Here is a 22,853-nt window from a genome sequence, read left to right as displayed (position 1 = left end):
GAAGGCTTGAATCCAAGGTTGTCATTAGCAGATACGTCGCTCTACTAGTTAGTAGCAGGAAAAGCAAAAAGCCCAGACATTGTTCTGGGCTTTTTTGTGGGCTAGACTCAGATTACAACTCCAGAGTTATAAAAATAGGATTTGGCATGGATAGCCGAGAGTTAATCAAGCAACTGGAAGCTGATGGTTGGTATCTGGTGAGGACGCGAGGAAGTCATCATCAATACAAACACCCCACAAAATCGGGTGTTATCACCATACCTCACCCAAAACGGGACCTGCCAAAGGGAACACTCAACAGCATTTTTAAACAGGCAGGCCTGAAATGACGACATTAGACAGACAAGAACCGAGGCCCCCAATGCTCTATCCCGTCTGCATTCACAAAGATCCCGGCAGTGATTACGGTGTAACCGTACCTGATATCCCCGGCTGTTTCAGTGCCGGATCAACCTATGAAGAAGCCCTTTCTATGGTTCAAGATGCTATTGAAAGCCACCTTGAATTGTTAGCTGAAGATGGCGAAGAAATTCCAATGGGCAGCACCTTGGAAGCCTATAAAAATGAAAAAGATTATGCGGATGGGATCTGGGCGTTAGTAAATGTGGATATCACAGGTTTTCTCGGCAAAGCTCAAAAGATCAACGTTACTTTACCCGGTCGCTTGATCAGTAAAATTGATAAGGCTGTTGAGGAAAAAAGTCTTTATGGAAATCGGTCGAATTTTCTAGCCAAGGCAGCTATGCGGGAGCTGGGGATAGAGTAAGAGCTGGCTGAAATTTACTTTGATCTAATTGCTTAGTTTATTACTCCATAGATCGGCTCTAAATAAAAAATGCAAGGTTTTATATTTCCCCATATTATGTGGATAAGCCTATGGATAAGTTATGAGCACTCCCTTGGAAGCTCTGTGATATCTGGCTTTGGGAAAGCTGAACGAATCTGCATCAATGTTAACAAACATTAATTTATTTTCCCCATTACCCGTTCTTATATCGTCTATAGTTAAAAAAGTTAGTCCTTAATTAGTGGAGGCTCCCTTGCGAAAAAGCTTACCTATACTGCTTTTTAGCGCCGTTGCCCTGCTTCCTTTAACTACTTCTGCAGCGGATAAGCTGATTATCGGTGTTGATAACTGGCCACCGTTTCGATTTGTCACCAACGAGGAAATTTCCGGGATTGATCACGAGTTATGGTCACGCCTCTCACGACGGCTTGATTTCGAGATAGAGTTCTTCCGCTGCCCCTGGAAGCGATGCCTGAGAATGATGGAAAAAGGTCAGATAGATGCCATGAGTGGCCTTGCATGGCGAAAGGAACGCGCCGAGTACATCACCTACATTCAACCTCATTACTACACATGCAGTACACAGCTGTATTTACGCCATGGCTATTCCCGCCGAATATCAAAGCACCGTGATCTGCACACCATGACCGTGGGAATGGTTGGAGGCTCTGCTTACTATGAAGCTTTCGATAAAGACAAAGATATTCTTAAAATCAATGTGGCGCAGGAAGCAGTTCTACCGAACCTGTTATTAGAGGAACGCATCGATGCATTTATAGGCACCGATTGTCAGGCTGACTACGAACTCCAATCCCGTGGTATCAGCCACCAAATTGACAAAGCCGTTTTCAAACCCGGCAACAGTGTCAAACTCTATGTTGGACTATCTTCTGCTTCAAAATGGACTGAACGAATAAATGAATTCAATCAAGCTCTGCAACATTTAGAGCAAGAACAGTTCTCTGTGAAAGCCCTGGATCTGATCACCTCTAGCCCTAAGAACTAATTAAACCCTCATTATCAAATATCAGAATGTGCAGCGGCCAACGGGGTCAGGCCTCCCATTTTCCGTAATTAAATGGATCAGAGCCCTCTCCCTAAGAAAATGAAGCTTTGCTTCCACTAGCATGCAAAGCGCCTCGCTGGCGAAGCCGTACTAACTCCCCTATTACCAATATGATATGCTCAGACTACCTTCGGCCAGTTCAAACCTAATGTTTAAAAAGCTCTTTCTATATCTGTTTTTTCTCTTCGGCATAAACCTACCGGTCACTGCAGATGAGAAGCCCCCTATTTATTGGCTGATATGGGAGTTGCACCCAGAATATATTCTGGACGGTCAGTACAAAGGGCAAGGATACGCCGACAAATTCCTACAATTTTTTCAGGCGAATCTTCCCGAGTACGAGCACAAAATAAAGCCTGTTAATGTAAGACGCTGGAATATTGAGTCGCAAAAAGCGAATCACTGTACACCTCATGTATGGGGAGATTTCTTTCCCGATACAACGGTTTTGTCTAAGCCTTATACTTTTACCGCGCCCCATGTTCTGATCTTTGATAAACGATTTGAGGAGCGATTTGGTCCAGCTGGTTCAATCTTATCGCTGGAAGCGCTGCTGCAAGATGATGAATTGAAACTGATGACGCTGCCGGTATACGTAGGCACTAACCAAACTCACGCCCGTTATCCAGTCCTGCATAAATACCTGCAGCCATATATTGGTAAGCGAAACCTATTTGAGTTCACGGGCAGTAACAACGAGATCAACCTCAAACTACTAACCCGTGGCACGGGTGATTACGCTATCGGTTATCCAAATAGCATCAATGCCTATAAACGGATTCAAGGCTCTGAGGCCGAGTTCATCAGCTACCGCATAAAAGAACATAATTTCTATAAGAATATTTACGCATCCTGCCGTGATACGCAGTTTGGTAATGAGGTAATCGATAAAATTAATGCAGTACTAACGCCAGAAACTCTACGTACCTTCCTTATGTATCAGGAAGAGTGGAATGGTCAGGACCCCCAGTTCCGTTACACAACTATCGACGTCCTTATTAACAACAAACCTCTCGAAAACGTTCTGCCCTGATTCATGCAAGCCAGTAGAAAAGAGCATAAGGCCGCATGTCCCTTTTTGGCCCAAATTTATCGAAAAACGGGCCTCTAAGCGCAAATTTCCATCAACCTGTTCAGACTCCTCTCCTTTTAAACAGATTCCTTTACTCAAAAGGTTGGTACTTTATGACGCTAAAGGTTGGTACTTTATGGCTCTAAAGGCCACTTTTTACTTTCGTCTTAAAGCGTTACTCTAGCCCCCGCTCAGAAATGTGTGCAGCGCAGCATTTTTGACATAGAATACGCGCCCGACTCCTAGCTGGTCGGACTTAACGTTGATCTACTTGAATTTGATTTTCAACTCTCTTTCTTGAGACAACTGTTCAGCCCTACAACAGCTAGGTAGAAATTGCATAAGAATAATCAATTCTTATGCAATTTCGGCGGGTATTTTCAAACCGGTAACCTGGGCCAGACATAACAATTTAAAAATCGGATTCTAACCATGAACCTGTCGATGTTTTTTCCACAGATCAGCAGCTCAAGCTTACGCTTTGTGTTAGCCGTTGTTGGTTTATTACTGCTTCCTCTGACTGCTTTTGCAGAAACAGGCGGAGCAGCTGCAGACATTCCTGAACTAAGCGCCTCTTTTTATGGCTACATGAGTATAGCCATATTCGTTCTGGCTTATTCGCTGGTTCCGTTAGAGAACAATATCCACCTGCTCAAAAGTAAGCCGGTTCTGGTAGCAGCAGGTCTGATTTGGATTCTGGTAGCGCTGGCATTTAAAGAAATTGGTGCCACAGAGCAGGCGCATCACGCAATTAAGCATGCCATTATCGAATACGCTGAGCTATTCCTGTTCCTTCTGGTAGCGATGACTTACATAAATGCGCTTGAAGATCGTAACGTATTCCAAGCGCTTCGTGCTTATCTGGTATCCCGCGGCTACTCTCTGCGTAAGGTTTTCTGGGTTACAGGTATTCTTTCATTCTTTATTTCGCCTATCGCGGATAACCTAACTACTGCACTACTGATGGGTGCTGTTGTTATGGCTGTTGGCGGTAAGAATCTGCGTTTTGTTTCCATTGCGTGTATCAACGTTGTAGTGGCAGCAAACGCGGGTGGTGCATTCTCTCCATTCGGGGATATCACAACACTGATGGTTTGGCAGAAAGGTAAGGTAGAGTTCTTACAGTTCCTACCGCTGTTCATCCCATCTCTGGTTAACTGGTTGGTTCCTGCCGTTATCATGAACTTTGCGATTCCTAATGAGATCCCAGAAGCGTCTCAGGAAAAGTCCTTCATGAAACGTGGCGCTAAGGTAATGATGGCTCTATTCCTAGTGACTATCGTGACTGCAGTTAGCTTCCACAGCTTCCTACACCTGCCACCTGCGGCTGGCATGATGTTTGGTCTGGGTTACCTGGGTATGTACTCGTTCTACCTGAAGAAGGTTGAAGGCCGTACGATTATGGCTGACTCAATCTTTGGTGGTCGTAGTGATGCGCACCAGAACCCATTAAGTGTCCTACAGGCTTACGGCAAGGACATTGGCGCACACCTAAATGACCAGCCTTATCCGGCATTTATGATCGATAAAGAGAAAAATGTTACCCACTGGAATACCGCTCTTGAAGAGCTAACGGGTATCAAAGCTGACGAGGTGATCGGCACTAAAGATCACTGGAGAGGCTTCTATAAGGACCAGCGTCCAACCCTGGCTGATGCAGTTCTGGAAGATGAATCCGGCGCAGGCGTACGTCAGCACTACCATAACCAGTATCGTACCAACCCAATGGGTGGTAAATCTTACGATGCGGCTAGCTACTTCGATAATATCGGTAACTCTGGTGCATACCTGATGTTCAGTGCTGCGCCTGTTGTTGATGAAAGCGGTGAAACAGTAGGTGCTGTTGAACTGTTTGAAGATATGACGGAGAAACGTGAAGAGGTTAAAGAATTCGACGTGATGGAGCGTGTATCCCGTGCCGAATGGGATACCTTGCTATTCTTCTACGGCGTAATCTTGTGTGTAGCGGGTTTGAGCCAGTTCGGCTACATGGCGATCGTTTCCGAACTAATGTACAACGATCTGGGCGCAACAGGAGCGAATGCTCTGGTAGGTGTTCTATCGGCGATAGTAGATAACATTCCTGTGATGTTCGCGGTATTAACCATGGACCCAGCCATGTCCCTAGGTCAGTGGCAGCTTGTAACCCTAACAGCGGGTGTGGGTGGTAGTATGCTTGCTATCGGTTCCGCAGCAGGTGTTGCACTACTGGGTACTGCGCGAGGCGTTTATACCTTCGCTTCCCACCTGAAATGGACCCCTGCGATTGCACTAGGTTATGTAGCGAGTATCGGCGTACATCTACTGATTAACGGTGTTTAATCACACACAGTGCTAGATAAAAGAAAAGGCCTGCTCAATGAGCGGGCCTTTTTTGTTTATGGGGTTAGAAGAGCAAGCTAAATGCGAAGATGAAAGAATGTGTAAACAGCCATCTGTGACTATGCATATTCTATTGGGTGTGCCTTTGGGATTAAAAAGAGATAGGTAGGATTAAAAGCAGATAAATAAACTTACCCCTTAGGAAACATCGAGCTAGTGGCACAAACAACGGAGACAAGTCGTAAAGATAATTTAGTCGGTAGTCTATGGATGATCGCAGCGATGGCAGCTTTTGCCATTGAAGATGCGTTGGTCAAGGATGCAGCACAAACTCTGCCCGTCGGTGAAGTGCTTGCCCTGTTAGGTTTGGGTGGCATGTTTCTGTTTGCGGCAAAGCTCAAATTCGACCGAGAGCTATTGTTTATCAAAGACGTTCTGTCTCTACCTATGCGTATTCGAATCGTCTTTGAGGTAATAGGCCGATTGTTTTACGTACTCGCAATTGCTTTTATTCCTCTATCTACTGCTACTGTCATACTGCAAGCGACTCCGCTAGTCGTTGTTACAGGCGCAGTGCTATTTCTTGGGGAACGAGTCAGTCCTCTTCGGTGGTTGGCCATATTTATAGGTTTGATAGGCGTTATCTTAATCATTCAGCCGGGCTTTGATGGCTTCTCTCAACTGTCCCTACTAGCAGTTATTGGCATGATCGGTTTTGCTGGAAGAGACCTTGCCAGTCGCATGGCACCGCCCTCAATAGGTACAGCAAGGCTAGGCTTTTATGGCTTTCTATCAATCCTGATCTCTGGGCTTATATATTCAATCTGGGCAGGCGAAGTTTATCGTTTGCCATCTCAGGCAGAGCTACTGACGATTATGATAGCTACAGTAGTAGGGGTGGTTGCCTATTCCTGTTTAATGAAAGCAATGCGCACCGGTGAAGTTTCAGCAGTAACGCCGTTTAGATATACCCGTTTACTGTTTGGCTGCTCATTGGGGCTGTTGTTCTTTAGAGAGGAGTTTACCGCTTCAATTTTAATTGGCTCAGCGCTTATCGTTTCTTCTGGGCTGTTTATTGGTTGGAGGCCTAGAAGGAAGGTTGTTAGTGAGGGGATAGGAGTTAGTAACTAAAGCGCTTGCTGCTAGTGGATAGAGATTAAAGGACTTTACCTCATTAATAAGGTTTAGTGTGTCTTGCTATCTTGAACAGACGTCTCAAGCGTACTCATTTTCATGACCTGCACTATACTTCCAAGTATCCCGATCTCATATTTTGCTTTTTCTGGCTGTGCTCTATCATCCATTATTAGCATTACGTCTACGTCTTCGTTAGTAGATCTAATATCTAAAACTTTTCTCAATTTAGACCCTGTTGTTCGTCCATTAGGAGAAATAGTGTCAATAAGTTGATCTCCCAACTTAAAGTCAAACTCATGTTCCTGGGTAGAAAGCCCCTTAACCTTAAAGCTCTTTACAATCGGCAAATCAGCTTTCCACGCTTTCAGCAATAATTCTACTTCATCAACAAGAGCCACTTGCCCCTCATCCAGCAATAAACGCTCCTCTTGCCATTTCACAACTTCGGAACAAAAACGCAGCCAATCACCAAAGAAATATTGGACCTCATCCATATGCTCGTAAGTTGCTTTCAATTCACCGGACTGGAGCAGCTCAATATCAAAAGAATCAGCAAGGCTCTCAAGCGAACTCCAGCGTCTATGGCCAGACATACTAATTCCTTCACCTGAAAGAAGGTGAATAATCCCACCATCATCAGATATAACCACCTTACCTTCAGGTAAACTGATCAGTAAGAGTTTAAATGGCTCACCATCATGAGAGGATATTGGTAATGTAACCCTCAAAGCTGGAGACCCGCTAATTGTGTCAACTTTTTCATAGACAAAGCCTATTGCTTGGAGAAAATTGCAACAATTCATACTGTTACCGCATTACCGAACAGATCAAATTCAAGAGGAAATGGAACATCATATCCATTTTTTGTATTCGCATGTCTAAGAAATCTCTTTAACCAACGCCCAAATTCATCGGTTTTGAGCAATAATTTAACCTGCCTAACAATAGCATCATTACCCAAATACTGTTTGCATCCGATATGATAATGCGGGCCATAAATTGTTTCTCTTTTCCTTTTATCCCTATGTGAAATGATATTGTGACCACACACTTCCAAACTAAAAATGCGGAAGTTATTTCTATCATGGGATTGGTGAAGAAAAAATTTATAACCTATTTCATCAATATTGATAGCTTTTTTCACTTCGCAACGAAGCGTAAGGCCAGGAATGCTCTTACCAGATTGGTCGTATAAAATGACAACCCCTTCTAGATAACCAGAATTTGTTGGCTTCTCATTCCACTCAATTTCATCACTTATCTCCTTAATACTTTTAAGAAGATAAAGAATTTGAGAAAGGTCAGGACCTTTTTTCCTTGCCATAATGACCTCTATAAAAAGTCTTATAGTAAAATAGTAATTAAGAATTAAAGGGGGCAAACCCTGAAGCATCCGAACTTACAGAATAATTGGAGGCAGAGTATCTTAATTACCTAACAGCCCCACCAATGTCACCTACCGGCACATCAGTATTATCTGCTTTCATTACTTCCGATTTCTGAGCGACTTTTACCTCAACTTGTGAAGAACCCTGACCACTAATAGACGCAGCCGTTCTCGAAGCAAACTTTTTCGCTAACAGAGCCTTAATAGCTTCAGGTTTATAAGATCGTTGTGCAGGGACGCGAACTAGGGGCAGCTTAGCGTCCTTGCAAACATTTTCTAAAAGCAGGTCACGCTGCTGACGCTTTTTCTGGCTGTGGCTCTTATCATCCAGCTCAATAACACAAACAGGCTTAAGATTATCGGCAGCGCAGATTACATAATCGAAGTGTTTGGCTTTTATCTTACCAAAGGCACGACTCCATTCACTGCGATTTTTAGTCGGGTTTGGCTCAACAATGTCCGCCACCCGCACTTTACCGAAGACACGGTGCTGGGCAGGCTCAATACATTGATCCAACACACCAAGAAACGAACGTTCAGCTTCAGTGAAAAGGGTTTCCTTTTTGCGGTAACCCAACGAGCTTTGGGAATCGGCACCAGCACCAACATTGGCAGCAATTCCTTTTAAGATGAACAGCACTACAAAACCTAGAACTGCCAAAATCAAAATCCATTCCATCATCTTTCCTTATAACAAATATTTTCCACGACTTTCTTGGACTTATTGTTTACTCACTAAACTGGTACTGTCCTGCCTTATCTTTTTTAACCCCAATAAACCCTATGTCCGGGTACAGCCTTGAGCGTATAAACCACACGTAAGCCAATACTAAGACTGATAGTCCGATTCCCACCATGCCAGGAATATCATTCGCTGCGATAACAGCCACGGCATCTTTGGGGATTGTGACCAGACTTAAGAAAATAAATACGTTGTAGGCGATAAGCTTGAAACTAAAGAAACCCCAGATAAATAACAGGTTGGTCACGATGAGTATTACCAGGGAAAAAGTTCGAATGTTGTCGGGAGCAGTCATGTATGTTCCCCAGATAGCGAGGATCGCAAGGAGTGAATAGACGATGACCAGAATATTGTTTTTTCCTTCATGCAATATACAGAGCAGCTCATCAGGGACTGATGCTATCATCATCGCTAATTTGTTATCTCTAATGCCACGGTCTTTAAGTTGCTCAAACACTTCCTTTTTCGGCACCCCTGAACCAAGCATCTCAACCACTCTTTTCTTAGCCTCTTCTTTAGCCAAGTAATCAGGAATATCGCTATCTGAACGGTCTTTCTCTACAGGCATATCTGATCTGGCAACGGCCCAAAGCTCATTTAGCTGATCCGACAATTGTTTCTGATCCTGCCGCGTGAAACGTGATAGTGGTATGTTGTACTGCCGACCATCCTGCACATGTAGACCGATAGTTCCGTTTTCCTCTTCGACTTTGTGCAGGTTTTCAAAACTAACTTTTGCCCCCATCCCAAAGCGTTTGATATGCAAAGCATCTTTACGCAGATCAACTTTGTAGGTGAGCTGGACTAGAAGGTAGATCAGCAAAACTACAGGAATGTAGTAGTGCCCACCTAGAGGAGAATTACCAAAGATAAGGTTGATCATTACCCAACCCGCCACAGTAAATGCGGCAGCTTTAAGGTAAAACGCACCCGAAAATTTATAGATCTGACATCCTTTCATCGTCTTTCCTTTTGACGAATATAATCCACGACCACCTTGGTCTTAACCCAAACACTATGCCTTTATGAAAAGTTCTTATCAACTACACAAATTGATAAGCATCAAGGAAGTACGCGGCATAGCAAAAAAGGGAAACGGGAGACGAATAGATTCCAGCCTTCGCTGGAATGACGGGATTTTTAGAAGTCTGCCATTAGGAACTGCAGCTAAACGCTGAGGCTAATGAGAATGCAGGTATCTTGTGTTTATTTCTTGGTACTCGGGAGAAGCTTTGACTCGATCTAACGCCGCCTGCCACCGCTGTATAACTTCGTCAGGGATATCTTTAGAGCAGGCAATATAGAGCGGGAACTCCAGCAGTTTTACCTGAGTTTTGACGAGTGAGTCGCTTGGTCGGTCAATTTGTTTAAGGTAATAGGGTATTCCGAATTCCGATACATTAACCAACAGCTCAGCTCGCCCTGAGAATAGAAGTAAGAACTGTTTTTCACGTGATGAGATCTTCAACACATTTGTAATACCTAACGCACCTACATGATCGGTAACCAAGCCACGATGAGGAACCGTAATCAGCCTAGCCGCTTTAATATCATCGATTGTGCTGTAAGTTTTGGGGTTGCCTTTCTGCTTATAGAAATAAACCGATTGTGTGGATATAGGCCCTATCCATTTATATTTATCTTCACGCTCAGGCGTGCGGAATAGCGAGAACGACATGATATTTTGCTCAGTGGCCAGTACGTGCTCGCCACGCGGGCCAGGTAGAAACATTATTGGGTACTGCTCGCCTAGCTCATCCATCACAGCTTGAATAATTTCTATGGAGAACCCCTTCAACTCACCGGCTTCACGGTAATTGAACGGAGCCCAATCTTCGGTGATAAGGGTTATGCTTGATTCATGCTTTTCATGTGCTGCTATGACATGAGAGAAACTTAGCAATAGAACCGCAACAAGGGCTCTAACGCTGCATTTGAGCGTCCAATTATTCCCACAGATAAAGCGATTAATTCCCTTCATAGACAGTCTTGAAAGCTGAAAGAGACACAGGTTTATGGCCTATAGCAAAATCAAATCCACTGATACTCATTGACGACCACGGGTTCAGTATAGTCTAAGCCTGAATAGAGCGAGCAATGTTCTAGGCTTGTTACTCTCTACAAGATTTCGATAACAAAGATCGCTAAACTTTGACATAACTAAACACAAAAGGGAGATAACAATGAACGTATCCCTCACTCCAAAGCTGGAAGCTTTTATCAAAGATAAAGTGGAAAGCGGAAGCTATAACTCTTCCAGTGAAGTCGTTCGTGAAGCGCTACGTTTACTTGAACAACGTGATGCAGAGGAACGGCTAAAACTGGAAACCTTAAGAGCTGAAGTTCAGAAAGGGCTGGATTCTTTGGAAGAGCATGGCGCTAAACCTCTGGATATTGAAGCCATAAAACAACAAGCAAGACTTTAAATCACACCGCGAACGATCAACGACAACCAAAAAAGCGATGAATTAGCTAGCAAGCTGCGCAGTAACTAAATTAGTAATGCAGACGCAGTAGTTAGTTGATAACCAGATTTCTGCTTTCGCAGGAATGACCCTATTTAGACGCTTCATTTTGAGCAAGTTGCGCCATTTTCAAGTTGAGTTTTTCGATCAAAGCTACACTTAAAACATGACTCATATTGGAGGGCCCAGCAATGTCTGTTACTGCTACTCTCGATAGTTACCTTCACAACAAATCTTGCGACTACGATACCGTACCTCATAGCTTTTCCAGCACAGCATCTGAATCTGCGCTGATGGCTGCTGTACCGATGAAGCAGGTGATTAAAGCCGTTGTTCTGCACGACAATAATCACTACATGCTCGCAGCGGTTCCTGCGATGAATAAGGTGATGCTCCCCCAGATCGAGCAGATTACCGGTTGCCATACTGAGCTCGCTAAAGAAGCAGAGATTGAACGTATTTTTGGTGATTGTGAATTAGGCGCAGTCCCCGCTATTGGACAGGCATATGGGCTGGATGTGATCTGGGATGATTCTCTTTGTGAGGATGACGATCTCTACATAGAAGCAGGAGACCACCGTAATCTGATCCACATTAAACGGGAGCAGTTTCAAGAGCTGATGAAGAATAATCCTCATGGACATATCAGCTGCGCTCCAGAGGAACTTTATGACCTGACCCACTACTGAAGACAAGGCGCTTAATTCTTTAAAACAAATTTCTTGAAAACAAATAGCGCCTTTCCAGTAACCGGCAAGACCTGAGGTAACCCGATATCAGTGAGGTTTGCTTTCATGTCGCTTATCAACAAGCCAGCATTGATAGACAGAACTTTAGGTCTTGCCCCCATCAATTTTCGCTCACCGAATCAGCGATAGGACTTAACCCCAGAATCTGTGGATAAGTTTGTATACTGTTTATGGGTATCTATCAGAAAGCCCATAAACAAAGGCCTGCAGAGCAATGGTTATTTTTTGCACCTGCGGCCTTTATTCACATGAGCTTTGTTTATTTACTGTTCAACCCGCATCAATATTGACTACTACGTAGACAGTTTTTCCGCTGCGTTCGGATCGCATAAAGTACTGTTTGTTGAGGGTAAAGTACTGCACACCATTCACCAACGTTGCATTGGCACCATTAGGTAGCGTCTCCAAAACACTACCTAATCGGTAAACCTTAGCCACTGGTACTTTTTCCAACTTAACCACCTCATACTGACGAACTTTAGGTAGCCAACGGTAATAAATACCAGCATGGTGGAAATACTGCTTACCGCCTCTTTTCACTACCACTGTACCATTGGGTAGATATTTAACTTTGGCCCCAACGGGCGACTTAACAACCACATAACGGTTATCTGCCTTACGGTAGTACACCCCATCTGCCAGCCAGTATTTAACCCCAGCAAGAACGACATCTACGGCTCCTACCGGCAGATGTTTTACCTGCGCATGGCGATGGTGAGGCGCACCCGGTGCCGCACTAGCAGTCGTTGCATTAGCGAAAAGAATACCCGCCGCCAGAAGTCCAACAATTATTTTTTGCATAACAACACTCCTTATTATTTGATAAGAAGATCATGCCTGAACGAAAGGTAAACTTGGGTTATGAGCCAGTAAAGTTAGGTAAACAGCCAATTTAGGAAAACAGTAATGTTACTGGTCCCTAAACTCTATCTGAGTAATGGGCAATTGAGGTTGCAACAGCTCAATAATCTGTTGCCAATTTTGGGTGAGTAGATGGCTTGAGCCAAACATACCGTAACCAGTCATTTTCCCCTCTTGAGCAGGCTCACGATGGACAGTTACAGAGCATGATTCCTCAAACAGGTTGTGCAACAGATCAAGCATGTTAGCTGTTAACTCTGCAGAGATCAGCGGATACCAGAGAACCACATGCTCTATACCAGCCTTCTTGAGCTGTTCTGCAAAAGAGATCACTGAGATGTAATCGTCTGAACTTTTATAAGGAGGGTCGATAAACACCAGAGAACCCGGCTTTACCAGGGAGAAACTTTCAAAACCGTCTTGTTTATAAACGTCTGCTTTTGGGATATTCAGCTGCAATGCATCAGCTATAGCGGGGTTATTTTCACACAAGCTCAGCTGGCCAATTGCGCCTGAGCAAGCTGCGATGTAAGCAGAGCCAGGATAAGTACCTGTGCTTTCATATCCGGACCGCGCTAAAGCGATTGAGAAATCAGTAAAGAGGGCATGTTCTGCCAAAAGAGGCGCCACGGCTTTAATACCGTTCTGCCGCTCAGGATTGTTCGGCTGTAACGAATAACATCCAGCCCCGGCATGGGTTTCAAAGTAGGGAGTTTTTTCAGGCAGAGCACTTAAGAGAGCGCTTAAGCTACTGGCGAGGCAGGCATGCTTTACAACATCGGCATCGCCACCAGCATATTTATTGTGCAGATAAATTTCTGCCATAGCTGCTAATCCTAGCTCCTAGCCCTTAAAACCTAATCCTTGCCCTTAGCCCTTAGAACTTAACCCTTAGGACCTAGCCCTGAGGCTCGAACCTTGGACAAAGCTCCAAATTGAATTTCGCACTGTAGACAGGTGCTTCAGCAGGAGCCGCAGGGGCTATTGTTCGCTCAAAGCGTTCGATTATTTCGACCAGGTTATATCCATTCTGAGGCGCTACGCGCAGCAGAGGAAGATAAACAGATTGGCACAGGTCTTCTAGAAACAGGTCCTGTTTTTTGAAACTTTTTTTGTCATAACTATGATCATCCAGCTCTACTGCACAAACCACTTCCTGAGTTGTTTTATCACAGACCAGATAATCAAACTGACGTCCTTGAACAGGTTTTAGCGCTTTGCGTTGTGCCCGCTCTGATATTGAAGCGGAAGGCTGCAAAACATCTGCTACCGGCACTTTACAGTACAAGAGATACTGTCCACCCACTGCTTTTTCCAGCACGGGGGTAAACATGCGTTCAGTTTGAGAAACACTCTGATCCAGCTGGGGTTTGCCTTTCAATAGTTTGCGCAAAACAAACAGCAACACCAATAAAACAAAGGCAACAGCGAGGTAGAGTAAAGTGACTTCTGACACAGCAGTTCTCAGCTTAAGGATATCGCGGGCATATTACCGGCTACACAGTCGGAAAGCATCCCCAAAAAAGTATATGGGCAAGATTTCAGTGCCAAAGTAGGAAGTAGATAGCTATCAATTTTTACTCGCTTTTACGAGTAGAACTCACACTAAGCTATCACCACTTAACGGCGGTTTATGCGGGTTCTCTTTGCATAGTATTGAGGATAGCTTCCAGATCTGGGGTTGGTTTTCCAACATGGAAACCCTGAGCATAGGTTATCCCTGCCTTCTCAACCAAGTTCAACACTTCTTCACTTTCAACAAACTCAGCAACAGTTTCCACATTAAGCTCCTGCGAGAGATGAGAAATGCTGTTTACAAAAGCCATATCGCGGGCATCATTTGCCATATTAGCAATAAACTCGCCCTCAATTTTCACATAATCAATCGGCAGGTGTTTCAGATAGTGGAAGGAGGAGAAGCCGGAACCAAAATCATCGATCGCCAGCTTAAAGCCCTGATCTTTCAGATTCATTACAAAGCTTTCTAGCACAGAGATATTTTTCACCGTGTCACGCTCAGTGATTTCAAACACGACTTTCTCAGCGTTTATCCGGTGGTCCTCAGCCAGCTTACGAATGGTTGGGATAAAGTCACTGATAATGATCGAACGAGGCGAAAGGTTAATAAAGATCATGCCGTCGTAACCTGTTGCCTGCACCTGTTCAAAGGCCTTATCCATCACAATGTAATCCAGCTGATGAACCTTGCCTATAGACTCGGCAATTTCGATAAATTCACTGGCACTCATCAGTCTGTCGCCAGACAGTTTAATACGACTGAGTACCTCTACCGCATGGATCTCACCATCTCTAGAGTTCACAATCGGCTGGAATGCCGGGATCAACTCACGGCGTTCTATCGCTTGAGTTACCAACACCGTTTTGTCGGACATCTCTTTAAAGATATCCACTAGTTCATTTTCATCCGGTAGTGCGATCTGATCTTTACCGGAATTCTTCGCCCGGTACATCAGATTATCCACAAACATAAACAGATCTTTCTTGTTCTGAGCATGGTCGGGATAAATCCCCATGCCCAGCGAACCTGTTAGTTTAAGAAAGGTATTAGAATCGTAATACAGTGCATGGTTACGGCTGGTAAGTAATACTGTTTCTGCAACCTGAGCAGCATGGGCAGCGTCACTTTCTGGCAAAACAATGACAAACTCATCACCACCGTAACGGGCGATTATCGCATCTTTGCCTAAAGCTCTTTGGAGGGCAGCGGAGAAATCAGCCAGCAACTTATCTCCCCAACTATGACCGTAACCATCGTTGATTGCTTTAAAGTTATCCAGATCCAGTAGTAACAGAGCCACTTTATAATCATGTCGATCAGCACGATCCAACTCATAATCCAACAGTTCCCAGAACATACGCTGGTTATAGAGATTAGTTAGCGGATCACGGGTAGCGTAGTACTCCAAATCTTTGGTGTACTTATAGATTGCTCGAACAGAGCCAACAACGTTAAGAAGGGTCGATAAAATACTTTCCAGAACCAGCAATTTAGTTGTGTCCTGAATAGTATCCGAATGCACACCTATACCTACAATACCGCCGATCTTTGGTGTTTCGACAAGCAGGGACTTCGTCTGTAGTTCTACGCTTTTTTCATCCAGTTCCAGCTCTGGCCCATACTCATCAACCAGATTATGGCGCAGGTTCACATCACCAAATGCAAACGGGCTATTATCCTGTTCCAGACGTTTCATTATCGCCTGTTCCATCAGCTCCCTGGTTCTTTTGGTCGGGGGCTGCAGCCAGAAGATCTCCAGATCAAATACCTCATTCTCAACCTTGAAGATTGAGAACATGGTGTAAACCTTCATCACCTTATTTATATCAATCATCAGATAGCTCACGTATTCACGCCAGTCGCGAACCACTTCAGAAGTGATAACAAATTTTTCTAAAAGCCGGATCTCAAATTCCAGCAGTTCTTTATCAACCGCAATATCATTCAACTTACTGGAAAGCGCCCTTACCTGACCAAAGATCTGTTGTAACTCTCGGAAGGCCAAGCGTTCTTTACCCTGCTCCAGTCGCGAGAGATCCGAGATAGATTCGATGCTTTCAATACTCGTTGCCAGGTTTTCTATTGAGCTGTTTATTCTTGAGGAGATCTGACGGGTAGCAAAAAATGCTAACAGCAAGGGTAGGGGCGAAACCAGAATCAGAGTCAGTATTAACTCTTTATTGGCATTCAACAGGGAGTGATCCAGCTCCTGTGTCACCTCAATCATGCCCAGCGTATCACCATCTTCCACATTGGTGTGGCAGTGGGTACAAACCTCTTTGGCATTCAATGCATAAAAGTAGCTGACACTATCTTCGTTGGTGACTAATTGAGATTCACCTGAAGATAAAACTTCGCGGTGGGTATCTGACATAGCCGGCGATGCCATCTCGCCGAACTTTTTCGTAACCAGGTCTCCACGGAAAATTGTTACCCGCAGATCGCTATCACGATTATCTTTCTCCATCTGGTGTACGAATTGCTCAAGCTGCTCTCTGCTCCAGCCTTGGCTCATCACCAGATACATAGAATTAAAGGTCTGTTTGGCGACCCGTTCGGCCATCGCACTCGCGTTCTGAGCAACACTCTTAGTAAACGCGTAATGGGTTACTGAGACCAACACCAAAAAGCCGAGAACTGAGTAGATAAATGTTCTCTGCAACAAAAAGCTACGTATTGACGTAGCTGACTTTTTCTTCACCGAAATCACACTAAGCTATTTTATTTTTTATAGCAGAACAACAATGCGGGGCCCTTCTAGAGAGGACTTAATAAAACCGACTAGTCGACCTGAACAAAAAAAGTACCACCCTACCCCTATCTTGCAAATAGGTATAAACCCTTAGTAGTACAGTAAAAGAGTGAGCCTGATCAATTTATTTCCGACTTGTAGTCCAACCATGTCAGATACAAACGCAGATCAAGCTCATACTGGTGGTAGTGAGGTTCCATGTATTCGCAAAGTTGATAGAAAGATTTATTGTGGTCTAGCTCTTTGAGGTGGGCCAACTCATGAACAACAATCATCCGTAGAAATTCTTCCGGCATTTTGCGAAACCGGCTATCGATACGGATCTCTTTTTTTGCTTTAAGTTTACTACCCTGAACGCGGGAGACTCGGGTATGAGTACCCAGTGCATTTACAGCAGAAACTTTGTCACTAAATTCTACTTTGCTTAGAGGTGACGATTTTTTTAAATAGCGATTTTTAAATTCCATCGCGTATTCATATAAAGCTTTGTTACTCTGAATCTGATGAAGGTTAGGGTATTTTTTCTTTAGCAAGTCGCCCAGACGCTCCTCTTCAAGTAACGACTGTGCCTGTTGCTGGATAGATTCAGGATAGTGACCTAGATACTTTAATCTGCGCATTGCGTGATACTTTCAGGAAAAACCGAACACAAAAAAGGGCAGTTTACTCACTGCCCTCTACACAACGCAATTTTACTACGTACTTCTTACTTTACTTTTTTCAGTAGCTTTTTCAGTTTCTTCAGCTTACCTTCCTGTTTAGCAATTTTAGCTTTGCGTGTTTTGATCTCTTTTTTAACTGCTTTAGCTTTAACTTTAGCCATCTGGATATTCCCCTTAACTTTTTATTAATCCAGAACAGTCAGGTAGTAAGAATAGCTGATCTACTCTTCATCCTGCTCATGCTCTGCAAGAAAACCGCGTATAAAACGGCGTATCTCCCTTGCGGCGCTAGTATCCAGCTCTTCGCACAGAGACACGAATTCATCGCGTTCCTGATCGTTAATACGAATTACCAGTTGGCTGTTTTTCTTTTTTGCTTTCTTTTTTCCAGACATCTTTTACTGTCCCCGGATAAATTCTATTAGCAAGAATACAGCAAATACAACGCATCCCCAACGCACATCATAAGAATATACTTTGTATATACATTATTATTTATACCCTTTTGGCTATTGTTAAGTCAAAAGCAGGTAACAAAATTAATAAAACTTTCACATTTCAACAACTTGCGGCCAGAGTTTGCCATAAATAGATTTCCCTATGGAAAAAACCAAACAGTCGTTTAAACTTTGCACTTCAAACTAATTTTTTAATATGGATATTAAGCATGAAAAAAATAGTAGCCATCACCTCCCTATGCCTGTTCAGCACGTTCTCTTTTGCAGACTGGAATCTGATCCAAAAAGAGTCTGACTTCAGCTTTTCATCAGTCAAGAAAGCTAAGGTTCTGGAGTCTCACAGTTTTAATAACTTTTCTGGCAGTATTGATGAACAGGGTATGGCCACCCTGAAGCTTGATCTGACATCTGTTAATACTGGCATCGAAATTCGTGATGAGCGAATGCAGAACATGTTGTTTGAGACCAACAAATTTACCACTGCAACCTTCACATCAAAGGTTGATCTGAACACGCTAAAAACGCAAAAAACTGGCGTGATCGCTCAGCAAGAAATTCAAGGTATTCTGAATCTGCACGGTGTTAAAAAACAGATCACTGCAAAGCTGAATGTGGTTAAACTTTCAGATAGCAAAGTCATCGTGAGCACGGCTGAACCTATCGCAATCAATGCAGCAGACTTCGCATTGGATTCAGGTGTAACCGCACTCAAAGAGATCGCAAAACTACCTTCGATCTCCTTCGCGGTACCTGTCAGCTTTAATCTAGTCTTCAGCAAATAACTCTTCTTTGCCTATCAACCCGGCCATACTGCCGGGTTGATCTCTCCACTTGTGTTAGAATCCAGCATTATTTTTCTAGCCAGTACCAAACCACAATGGAAACTTTAGTCGTCCCTCAAGGGCAGTTCAGCCTTTCCCGCTACCCCAAAAGAAAACGCGAACAGCTGCGTGCCTGGGATGCTGCTGATGAATATATTCTGCAGCAGATTGATGAGGAACAGTTGTTAAAAAATGACTGCAAAGTATTAGTACTCAACGATCAGTTCGGCGCGTTGTCTGTTGCACTAAACAAATACAACCCCATCATGATCAGTGATTCTTGGTTGGCGCATGCGGGAACTCGCTCCAATGCAGATGACAACAGCATTGAGGCTGAAAACATCAGCATAAGAAACAGTCTGGATTATCCGGATGAAAGTTTCGATTTGATCCTACTTAAAGTTCCAAAAAGTTTGGCAATGCTGGAAGACCAGTTGATTCGCCTTCGCCCGCTATTACATAGCGGCAGCAAGCTGATTGCTGGCGGAATGGCAAAAGGGATCCATACCTCAACATTAAAACTGTTTGAGAAAATCATCGGCCCTACAAAAACATCCCTGGCAAAGAAAAAGGCACGGCTGATTTTCCCGGAGTTTGATCCAGCGATTGGAGAAAAAGCATCTCCCTTCCCTTCCGAGTATATTCTGGAAGGAACCCAACATAAGATAATCAATCACGCTGGCGTATTCTCCCGCGATAGCCTGGATATCGGCACACGCTTTTTCCTCCAGCACCTGCCGGATTCCGATAAATTTCAGAACATTGTCGATCTGGGTTGTGGTAACGGTATTGTTGGTTTGATAGCTGCGGAGAAAAACCCTTCAGCTCAACTGCAGTTTGTTGATGAGTCCTTTATGGCGGTTGCTTCTGCTTCAGCAAATTTCAAGACCGCTTTTGGTGATGAAAGAGAAGCTGCATTCCTGGCAACTGATTGCCTTAAAGGGATTAAGAAAAGCAGTTGTGATCTGATTCTCAACAACCCTCCGTTCCACCAGCAAAATGTTGTTGGTGATTTTATTGCGCTTCAGATGTTTCGCGAATCGAAGGAAGTGCTATTGCCAGGAGGGGAACTCTGGGTGATTGGCAACCGTCACCTTGGTTACCACAGTAGACTGAAGAAGCTGTTTGGCAATTGCGAAACCGTCGCCAGTAATAAAAAGTTTGTGATTCTGAAAGCAGTGAAATAAGGGGGACTGCTCCCCCCTATTTTTGAAGCTACTCAAATTCGGAAACGAGACACCATCTGCTGCAGATCAGCGGCAATCTGTTTAATTCCCTGACTCGCAGATGTCGTTTCACCTGCGGATGCCGCACTTTGCTCAGTCACATCCCGAACATTGGCTATATTCTGGCTGATATTGTCGGCCACGTTACTCTGCTGCTGTGACGCACAAGCAATCTGCGTATTCATTTGAGTAATCATCGATACAGCCTCGGTGATTGCTTCCAGAGCCGCGCCTGCTTGAGTGGCATTATCGACACTTTGCTCAGCTCGATCTCTACCCTGCTGCATAGAATTTACTGCTGATTTTGCGCCCGCCTGCAGGCGTTCAATCAGATTCTGGATTTCCTGAGTAGAATGCTGGGTACGTTGAGCCAGGCCACGCACTTCGTCTGCTACTACCGCAAAACCACGCCCTTGATCACCAGCACGTGCAGCTTCAATTGCAGCATTTAGAGCCAACAAATTTGTCTGCTCTGCAATATCACGGATAACATCCAGAATACCGCCAATATTAATGCTCTCTTTTTCCAGTTCCGCTATCTGCAACTCGGTATCAGAAACGCTCTGTGCCAATTCCTGAATCGTAGTCTGGGTCTGGCGGACAACATTCTGACCATTGGCGGCTTCAGCATTGGCCTGTTCCGCTGCTTCGGCTGCCTGCTGAGCATTGCCTGCTACTTCCGAAACGGAACATGCCATCTGTTCCATTGCCGCCGCGACCTGATCAGTCTCAGATTGTTGCGCGGAAATTCCCTGCAGAGATCTGTTAGCACTATCAGATAAACGATCTGTTGATCCACTCATCTCGCTACTTGCATTGGTGATCTGACCGATCATGCTTTTAAGACTCTCGGCGGTCTCACCCAATGTGCCTAACAACTCCCCTACCTCATCCTTTGAGCTTGAATTGACCTTAACATTCAGATCACCATCTGCCAGACGCCGAGCAACGCTAACTGCTTCTTTTAAAGGGCCACTGATAGAACGGGACATATAGAAAGAGAAGAAAATACCAATAGCAACAGCAATCACTGTAATAGCAATCAATAGCACGATTCTATTAGCGACCTGCTCCTGAAGCTGAGGCCCTAATTGATCCTGCTGTTGCTGAACCGCTGTAGTAATCTGTTCAAGGTTTTTAAAAACCTCTTTCTCTGCGTCATTGAGCTGGATTGTTAGCTCCGCTAAAACAGTAAACGCCTGATTCAGCTGCTTGAGTGTTTCAATATAGGTAGCGCTTTCAGATTGATAGTTACTGTAACGAACCCTCTGATGCGCAGCATCTATATTTATTTCTAGCTCTTCGGCTCGTTCCAGAACATCTTCTTCCAGATAGATCAAAGCCTTATCAAAATCATTCGTGTCATGGCTTTTAAGATAATCACCCACGTAAAGACGAGCAGCCATCAGTGCTTGCTGAACTTCAGCAGCATAGAACATCACCATGGTATTATTTTCATCACGAGCAGTCTGAATCACTTCACCCATAGTGGCAGTCATCTCTTCACCACTGGTAGTCAACTCATCACTGATCAGCAGATCTGACTTCTGTATCTGTTCTGCCATCTGCCCAACCACAGCCTGATACTGTTTAATATGCTTAAGCGTATTCGTCAGCAGTTTATTACTAGAAGCCTGTTGCGATGACACATTCGATTGCAGACTTTTCTCAGCAGATTTGATCTGTTGTAGATAATCATCTATCTGCTCCTGCTGATGTGTTTTCAAATATTCGAGAAGTGCAATTCGGGCATTTAGGACACTGCTTCTGGCGGTCTCTGCAGTTTTAGTTTCTGCGGCCATCCTTGTATAAGACTTAACGCCAGTCTCAGATTCATTTAAGCCAAATATACCGAAGATATTGGCCACTGCCAGAAGGGCCATAACAAAGCCAAAGCCTAAGCCTATCTTCTGACCAATTTTAATATTCTGAAACATGGAGAGATTACTCTGAGTCAAACTGATAACCGTATGACTTTATAGTCCTTTATCTTGTAGGGGTATTCCCCAAACTATGCGGGTTATTGCCACTTTAGTCTAAAAAAAAGCACATCAGGAATAGCAGCCAAAACAATAGACGTGCAAAATACTCACAAACAGACTCTGACTAAGGACGATTTCAATGTTTGCTTTGCTGACCCTACACATTCTTGCTGTCACTATCTGGGTAGGAGGAATGTTCTTTGCGTATGTTTGCCTCCGACCAGTGGCAGCATCTTTGTTTGAACCACCTGAGCGATTGCAACTCTGGCGACAGGTTTTCCAACGGTTCTTCAAATGGGTATGGGTTACTGTGATTGTATTGCTGCTTTCAGGACATGGCATGATCGCAGTATTTGGCGGTTTCGGAAGTATCGGTGTGCATGTGCACATTATGCTGGCACTGGGTTATCTGATGTTCCTTATCTACGGACATCTGTTTTTCAGCCCATACAAAAAATTATGTTCAGCGGTGGAAGAACAGCGTTGGCCAGATGCTGGAGAGCAGTTGAACAAGATCCGCAAAATTGTGGGTTTCAATCTGATACTAGGATTGATCACTATTGCTGTTGCAGCAGGTGGAAAGTTTATTTTCTAGAAGCTGATTTCCAGAGGCAAAAACAAACAAGCCAGAACAATATGTTCTGGCTTCAGTCTGTAAGGTTTTTTCAAAGTTCTATCAGCAGGCTTCAGCAAGCCATAGGCATCTGAATGTAATCACCTATCTCATCAGGCTCCTGATCAAGCTCTGCTTCCCAACCTTCTTCACCGGGTTTAAGCTCATCAGGTAATCCCCAAAGTTCTCCACACCAGAATGCCGCAATCCAACGCTGACCGTAGCGTACTTT

At 44.1% G+C, this 22,853-nt stretch carries 23 protein-coding genes; 11 read left to right on the top strand and 12 right to left on the bottom strand.

Annotation, left to right across the window (positions count from 1 at the left end):
• The first annotated feature begins 146 nt into the window (after nucleotides 1-146).
• The 6 genes from GY843_RS13705 (at nucleotide 147) to GY843_RS13680 (ending at nucleotide 6,378) form a co-directional block, all read left to right on the top strand.
• A complete protein-coding gene (locus GY843_RS13705) occupies nucleotides 147-329 on the top strand; it encodes a type II toxin-antitoxin system HicA family toxin (RefSeq protein ID WP_297310495.1) in 183 nt (60 codons plus the stop codon).
• Nucleotides 326-766, top strand: a complete 441-nt coding sequence (locus tag GY843_RS13700) for a type II toxin-antitoxin system HicB family antitoxin (protein ID WP_297310494.1) — start codon at nucleotides 326-328, stop codon at nucleotides 764-766. Before GY843_RS13705 ends, GY843_RS13700 begins: the two co-directional genes overlap by 4 nt.
• Before the next feature lie 274 nt (nucleotides 767-1,040).
• On the top strand, nucleotides 1,041-1,793 hold the full coding sequence (locus GY843_RS13695; protein WP_297310493.1) for an ABC transporter substrate-binding protein: 753 nt from the start codon (nucleotides 1,041-1,043) through the stop codon (nucleotides 1,791-1,793).
• A gap of 208 nt (nucleotides 1,794-2,001) precedes the next feature.
• The gene (locus GY843_RS13690; RefSeq protein ID WP_297310492.1) at nucleotides 2,002-2,886 is read left to right on the top strand and encodes a hypothetical protein; all 885 of its coding nucleotides are present in this window, start codon (nucleotides 2,002-2,004) and stop codon (nucleotides 2,884-2,886) included.
• Nucleotides 2,887-3,357: 471 nt separating this feature from the next.
• On the top strand, nucleotides 3,358-5,247 hold the full coding sequence (gene nhaD, locus GY843_RS13685) for a sodium:proton antiporter NhaD (RefSeq protein ID WP_297310491.1): 1,890 nt from the start codon (nucleotides 3,358-3,360) through the stop codon (nucleotides 5,245-5,247).
• A gap of 216 nt (nucleotides 5,248-5,463) precedes the next feature.
• Nucleotides 5,464-6,378 carry a DMT family transporter gene (locus GY843_RS13680; protein ID WP_297310490.1) on the top strand — a complete coding sequence of 305 codons (915 nt, stop codon included), beginning with the start codon at nucleotides 5,464-5,466 and terminating at the stop codon, nucleotides 6,376-6,378.
• Nucleotides 6,379-6,431: 53 nt separating this feature from the next.
• Here GY843_RS13680 and GY843_RS13675 read toward each other — a convergent pair whose 3' ends face one another.
• From GY843_RS13675 to GY843_RS13655, 5 genes are all read right to left on the bottom strand, one after another.
• The gene (locus GY843_RS13675) at nucleotides 6,432-7,187 is read right to left on the bottom strand and encodes a DUF1828 domain-containing protein (RefSeq protein WP_297310489.1); all 756 of its coding nucleotides are present in this window, start codon (nucleotides 7,185-7,187) and stop codon (nucleotides 6,432-6,434) included.
• On the bottom strand, nucleotides 7,184-7,708 hold the full coding sequence (locus GY843_RS13670) for a hypothetical protein (RefSeq protein ID WP_297310488.1): 525 nt from the start codon (nucleotides 7,706-7,708) through the stop codon (nucleotides 7,184-7,186). Before GY843_RS13670 ends, GY843_RS13675 begins: the two co-directional genes overlap by 4 nt.
• Before the next feature lie 106 nt (nucleotides 7,709-7,814).
• Complete coding sequence (locus GY843_RS13665) at nucleotides 7,815-8,453, bottom strand: DUF2726 domain-containing protein (RefSeq protein WP_297310487.1); 639 nt, start codon at nucleotides 8,451-8,453, stop codon at nucleotides 7,815-7,817.
• Between the two features lie 46 nt (nucleotides 8,454-8,499).
• A complete protein-coding gene (locus GY843_RS13660) occupies nucleotides 8,500-9,474 on the bottom strand; it encodes a hypothetical protein (protein WP_297310486.1) in 975 nt (324 codons plus the stop codon).
• Between the two features lie 219 nt (nucleotides 9,475-9,693).
• Nucleotides 9,694-10,494 carry an ABC transporter substrate-binding protein gene (locus GY843_RS13655; RefSeq protein WP_297310485.1) on the bottom strand — a complete coding sequence of 267 codons (801 nt, stop codon included), beginning with the start codon at nucleotides 10,492-10,494 and terminating at the stop codon, nucleotides 9,694-9,696.
• Nucleotides 10,495-10,696: 202 nt separating this feature from the next.
• On the opposite strand from GY843_RS13655, the gene GY843_RS13650 reads away from it, so the two are divergent.
• Together GY843_RS13650 and GY843_RS13645 are read left to right on the top strand one after the other, a co-directional pair.
• Nucleotides 10,697-10,939 (top strand): type II toxin-antitoxin system ParD family antitoxin, encoded by a 243-nt coding sequence (locus tag GY843_RS13650; protein ID WP_297310484.1) that lies wholly within the window; start codon nucleotides 10,697-10,699, stop codon nucleotides 10,937-10,939.
• A gap of 230 nt (nucleotides 10,940-11,169) precedes the next feature.
• Complete coding sequence (locus GY843_RS13645) at nucleotides 11,170-11,667, top strand: aminoacyl-tRNA deacylase (protein ID WP_297310483.1); 498 nt, start codon at nucleotides 11,170-11,172, stop codon at nucleotides 11,665-11,667.
• A gap of 330 nt (nucleotides 11,668-11,997) precedes the next feature.
• Here GY843_RS13645 and GY843_RS13640 read toward each other — a convergent pair whose 3' ends face one another.
• The 6 genes from GY843_RS13640 to GY843_RS13615 form a co-directional block, all read right to left on the bottom strand.
• Entirely contained in the window at nucleotides 11,998-12,528 is a 531-nt protein-coding gene (locus GY843_RS13640) for a DUF6515 family protein (protein WP_297310482.1), read from the bottom strand.
• A 108-nt stretch (nucleotides 12,529-12,636) separates the two neighbouring features.
• The gene (gene rlmJ, locus GY843_RS13635) at nucleotides 12,637-13,413 is read right to left on the bottom strand and encodes a 23S rRNA (adenine(2030)-N(6))-methyltransferase RlmJ (RefSeq protein WP_297310481.1); all 777 of its coding nucleotides are present in this window, start codon (nucleotides 13,411-13,413) and stop codon (nucleotides 12,637-12,639) included.
• A 73-nt stretch (nucleotides 13,414-13,486) separates the two neighbouring features.
• Nucleotides 13,487-14,044 carry a DUF2726 domain-containing protein gene (locus GY843_RS13630; protein ID WP_297310480.1) on the bottom strand — a complete coding sequence of 186 codons (558 nt, stop codon included), beginning with the start codon at nucleotides 14,042-14,044 and terminating at the stop codon, nucleotides 13,487-13,489.
• A gap of 175 nt (nucleotides 14,045-14,219) precedes the next feature.
• On the bottom strand, nucleotides 14,220-16,769 hold the full coding sequence (locus tag GY843_RS13625) for a bifunctional diguanylate cyclase/phosphodiesterase (protein ID WP_297310479.1): 2,550 nt from the start codon (nucleotides 16,767-16,769) through the stop codon (nucleotides 14,220-14,222).
• Between the two features lie 209 nt (nucleotides 16,770-16,978).
• The gene (locus tag GY843_RS13620; RefSeq protein WP_297310478.1) at nucleotides 16,979-17,479 is read right to left on the bottom strand and encodes a YgjP-like metallopeptidase domain-containing protein; all 501 of its coding nucleotides are present in this window, start codon (nucleotides 17,477-17,479) and stop codon (nucleotides 16,979-16,981) included.
• A gap of 263 nt (nucleotides 17,480-17,742) precedes the next feature.
• The gene (locus tag GY843_RS13615) at nucleotides 17,743-17,916 is read right to left on the bottom strand and encodes a hypothetical protein (protein WP_297310477.1); all 174 of its coding nucleotides are present in this window, start codon (nucleotides 17,914-17,916) and stop codon (nucleotides 17,743-17,745) included.
• Nucleotides 17,917-18,188: 272 nt separating this feature from the next.
• Between GY843_RS13615 and GY843_RS13610 the strand changes: the two genes are divergently transcribed.
• Nucleotides 18,189-18,761, top strand: a complete 573-nt coding sequence (locus GY843_RS13610) for a YceI family protein (RefSeq protein ID WP_297310476.1) — start codon at nucleotides 18,189-18,191, stop codon at nucleotides 18,759-18,761.
• Nucleotides 18,762-18,856: 95 nt separating this feature from the next.
• Nucleotides 18,857-19,987 carry a methyltransferase gene (locus tag GY843_RS13605; protein ID WP_297310475.1) on the top strand — a complete coding sequence of 377 codons (1,131 nt, stop codon included), beginning with the start codon at nucleotides 18,857-18,859 and terminating at the stop codon, nucleotides 19,985-19,987.
• Between the two features lie 32 nt (nucleotides 19,988-20,019).
• On the opposite strand, the gene GY843_RS13600 is transcribed toward GY843_RS13605, so the two are convergent.
• The gene (locus GY843_RS13600) at nucleotides 20,020-21,963 is read right to left on the bottom strand and encodes a methyl-accepting chemotaxis protein (RefSeq protein WP_297310474.1); all 1,944 of its coding nucleotides are present in this window, start codon (nucleotides 21,961-21,963) and stop codon (nucleotides 20,020-20,022) included.
• Nucleotides 21,964-22,147: 184 nt separating this feature from the next.
• Here GY843_RS13600 and GY843_RS13595 point away from each other — a divergent pair, with 184 nt between their 5' ends.
• Entirely contained in the window at nucleotides 22,148-22,603 is a 456-nt protein-coding gene (locus GY843_RS13595; protein WP_297310473.1) for a CopD family protein, read from the top strand.
• Nucleotides 22,604-22,853: the final 250 nt, after the last annotated feature.

The organism is Neptuniibacter sp. (assembly GCF_024231755.1).
Taxonomy (GTDB): Bacteria; Pseudomonadota; Gammaproteobacteria; order Pseudomonadales; family Balneatricaceae; genus Neptuniibacter.
This window is presented reverse-complemented; position numbering and strand designations above follow the sequence as displayed.

Bases quoted from the DNA above. Each gene is read 5' to 3' on its own strand.
- GY843_RS13705 (WP_297310495.1), top strand. From the start codon at position 147: ATGGATAGCCGAGAGTTAATCAAGCAACTGGAAGCTGATGGTTGGTAT.
- GY843_RS13700 (WP_297310494.1), top strand. From the start codon at position 326: ATGACGACATTAGACAGACAAGAACCGAGGCCCCCAATGCTCTATCCC.
- GY843_RS13690 (WP_297310492.1), top strand. From the start codon at position 2,002: ATGTTTAAAAAGCTCTTTCTATATCTGTTTTTTCTCTTCGGCATAAAC.
- nhaD (WP_297310491.1), top strand. From the start codon at position 3,358: ATGAACCTGTCGATGTTTTTTCCACAGATCAGCAGCTCAAGCTTACGC.
- GY843_RS13675 (WP_297310489.1), bottom strand. From the start codon at position 7,187: ATGAATTGTTGCAATTTTCTCCAAGCAATAGGCTTTGTCTATGAAAAA.
- GY843_RS13670 (WP_297310488.1), bottom strand. From the start codon at position 7,708: ATGGCAAGGAAAAAAGGTCCTGACCTTTCTCAAATTCTTTATCTTCTT.
- GY843_RS13665 (WP_297310487.1), bottom strand. From the start codon at position 8,453: ATGATGGAATGGATTTTGATTTTGGCAGTTCTAGGTTTTGTAGTGCTG.
- GY843_RS13660 (WP_297310486.1), bottom strand. From the start codon at position 9,474: ATGAAAGGATGTCAGATCTATAAATTTTCGGGTGCGTTTTACCTTAAA.
- GY843_RS13655 (WP_297310485.1), bottom strand. From the start codon at position 10,494: ATGAAGGGAATTAATCGCTTTATCTGTGGGAATAATTGGACGCTCAAA.
- GY843_RS13650 (WP_297310484.1), top strand. From the start codon at position 10,697: ATGAACGTATCCCTCACTCCAAAGCTGGAAGCTTTTATCAAAGATAAA.
- GY843_RS13645 (WP_297310483.1), top strand. From the start codon at position 11,170: ATGTCTGTTACTGCTACTCTCGATAGTTACCTTCACAACAAATCTTGC.
- GY843_RS13640 (WP_297310482.1), bottom strand. From the start codon at position 12,528: ATGCAAAAAATAATTGTTGGACTTCTGGCGGCGGGTATTCTTTTCGCT.
- rlmJ (WP_297310481.1), bottom strand. From the start codon at position 13,413: ATGGCAGAAATTTATCTGCACAATAAATATGCTGGTGGCGATGCCGAT.
- GY843_RS13620 (WP_297310478.1), bottom strand. From the start codon at position 17,479: ATGCGCAGATTAAAGTATCTAGGTCACTATCCTGAATCTATCCAGCAA.
- GY843_RS13615 (WP_297310477.1), bottom strand. From the start codon at position 17,916: ATGTCTGGAAAAAAGAAAGCAAAAAAGAAAAACAGCCAACTGGTAATT.
- GY843_RS13610 (WP_297310476.1), top strand. From the start codon at position 18,189: ATGAAAAAAATAGTAGCCATCACCTCCCTATGCCTGTTCAGCACGTTC.
- GY843_RS13605 (WP_297310475.1), top strand. From the start codon at position 18,857: ATGGAAACTTTAGTCGTCCCTCAAGGGCAGTTCAGCCTTTCCCGCTAC.
- GY843_RS13600 (WP_297310474.1), bottom strand. From the start codon at position 21,963: ATGTTTCAGAATATTAAAATTGGTCAGAAGATAGGCTTAGGCTTTGGC.
- GY843_RS13595 (WP_297310473.1), top strand. From the start codon at position 22,148: ATGTTTGCTTTGCTGACCCTACACATTCTTGCTGTCACTATCTGGGTA.